This window comes from Rhodococcus sp. EPR-147 (genome assembly GCF_001647185.1).
In the GTDB taxonomy this organism is placed as follows: domain Bacteria; phylum Actinomycetota; class Actinomycetes; order Mycobacteriales; family Mycobacteriaceae; genus Rhodococcoides.
On record NZ_LVCU01000375.1, the window covers coordinates 1 to 2,052 of the forward strand.

4 protein-coding genes and 1 pseudogene are annotated in these 2,052 nt (G+C 65.0%); all 5 read right to left on the reverse strand.

All coding sequences use genetic code 11. The features are described from left to right. Positions 1-216 (reverse strand): 50S ribosomal protein L16 (rplP, locus tag A2J02_RS16805; protein ID WP_068051381.1); only part of this gene is annotated, 216 nt, incomplete at its 3' end. 3 nt (positions 217-219) lie between these two features. Beyond that, positions 220-1,029, reverse strand: a complete 810-nt coding sequence (gene rpsC / locus A2J02_RS16810) for a 30S ribosomal protein S3 (protein ID WP_068051383.1) — start codon at positions 1,027-1,029, stop codon at positions 220-222. Then, positions 1,029-1,451, reverse strand: coding sequence for a 50S ribosomal protein L22 (rplV, locus tag A2J02_RS16815; protein WP_037188319.1), 423 nt, complete (start codon positions 1,449-1,451; stop codon positions 1,029-1,031). Before rplV ends, rpsC begins: the two co-directional genes overlap by 1 nt. Continuing rightward, complete coding sequence (gene rpsS / locus A2J02_RS16820; protein ID WP_008718309.1) at positions 1,448-1,729, reverse strand: 30S ribosomal protein S19; 282 nt, start codon at positions 1,727-1,729, stop codon at positions 1,448-1,450. The genes rplV and rpsS overlap by 4 nt, the downstream gene beginning before the upstream one ends. Before the next feature lie 13 nt (positions 1,730-1,742). Beyond that, positions 1,743-2,052: pseudogene (locus tag A2J02_RS16825) on the reverse strand (50S ribosomal protein L2); the annotation flags it as partial.

Genomic DNA, 2,052 nt, shown 5'->3' on the forward strand with positions numbered 1-2,052 from the left:
GCGGTCCGGGAAGATGTTGATCCAGACCTTGCCGCCACGCTTGATGTGGCGAGTGATCGCGATACGAGCGGACTCGATCTGACGGTTGGTGATGTAGGCGGGCTCGAGAGCCTGGATGCCGTAGTCACCGAATGTCACCTGAGTTCCGCCCTTGGCGGCACCCGAACGCTTCGGGTGGTGCTGCTTGCGGTGCTTGACCCGGCGGGGGATCAACATGCGTCAGCCCTCCTGAGTGGGCTCGGTCGAGGCCGGAGCCTCGGTTGCGGATGCCGCGCGGCCGGCCTCGGTGCTGGCCGCCGTGGTGCCCGAGGCACCGCTGCGACGCGGACGAGTGGGACGCTCACGACGGGGACGGTCTGCACCGGCGGCCGGAGCCGCAGCGGCAGCGAGTTCACGCCGTCCGCCGACGATGTCGCCCTTGTAGATCCAGACCTTCACGCCGATGCGGCCGAAGGTGGTCTTGGCCTCGTACAGTCCGTAGTCGATGTCGGCACGGAGGGTGTGCAGGGGAACGCGTCCCTCGCGGTAGAACTCCGAGCGCGACATTTCGGCGCCACCGAGACGGCCGGAGCACTGAACACGAATGCCCTTGACGTTCGGCTGACGCATGGCCGACTGGATGGCCTTACGCATTGCGCGACGGAATGCGACGCGGTTGCTGAGCTGCTCGGCAACACCCTGGGCCACGAGCTGAGCCTCGGACTCGGCGTTCTTGACCTCGAGGATGTTGAGCTGAACCTGCTTGCCGGTCAGCTTCTCGAGAGCTCCGCGGATGCGGTCGGCCTCGGCGCCACGACGACCGATGACGATGCCCGGACGTGCCGTGTGGATGTCCACGCGAACACGGTCACGGGTGCGCTCGATCTCGACCTTCGCGATGCCTGCGCGCTCCATGCCGGTGGCAAGAAGCTTGCGGATCTCGACGTCTTCCTTGACGTACTCCGAGTACTGCTTGTCTGCGTACCAGCGCGACTTCCAGTCAGTGGTGATACCCAAGCGGAAGCCGTGCGGGTTGATTTTCTGACCCACTACTGAGCCCCTTCCTTGGACGCCTGGCCCTTACGACGGTTGCGAGACGTTCCGCCGGTCTTGGGCAGGCTTTCGACGATCACCGTGATGTGGCTGGTGCGCTTGCGGATCCGGAATGCCCGGCCCTGAGCGCGCGGCTGGAATCGCTTGAGGGTTGCACCCTCGTCGACGAATGCAGTGGCGACGATCAGTGTGCTGGGATCGAGATCCAGGTTGTTCTCGGCGTTGGCCGCTGCGGAGGCGATCACCTTGGCGACCGGCTCGCTTGCTGCCTGCGGCGCGAACTTGAGGATGTTGAGCGCGTCCTCGACGGAGCGCCCGCGAACCAGATCCACGACGCGACGTGCCTTCATCGGCGTGACGCGAACGTGCTTCGCTACGGCCTTGGCAGTCGGATTGGCGGTGGGGGTGAAGTTGGTCATCGCCTCTTCGCCTTCCGGTCGTCCTTGATGTGACCCTTGAACGTGCGGGTCGGTGCGAATTCCCCGAGCTTGTGGCCGACCATGGAGTCGGACACGAACACCGGCACGTGCTTGCGACCGTCGTGGACGGCGAAAGTGTGACCGATGAAGTCGGGCAGGATTGTCGATCGACGGGACCAGGTCTTGATGACCTGCTTGGTTCCCTTGTCGTTCTGGACGTCAACCTTCGCGAGGAGGTGATCGTCTACGAACGGGCCTTTCTTCAGGCTGCGTGGCATTCTGACCTCCCTCCTAGCGCTTGTTCTTGCCGGTACGACGACGACGGACAATCAGCTTGTCGCTCGCCTTGTTCTTGCGGGTACGGCCTTCCGGCTGTCCCCAGGGGCTGACCGGGTGGCGTCCACCGGAGGTCTTGCCCTCGCCGCCACCGTGCGGGTGGTCGACCGGGTTCATCACGACACCACGAACGGTCGGGCGCTTGCCCTTCCAGCGCATGCGGCCGGCCTTGCCCCAGTTGATGTTCGACTGCTCGGCGTTGCCGACCTCGCCGACGGTAGCGCGGCAGCGCACGTCGACGCGACGGATTTCACCGGACGGCATA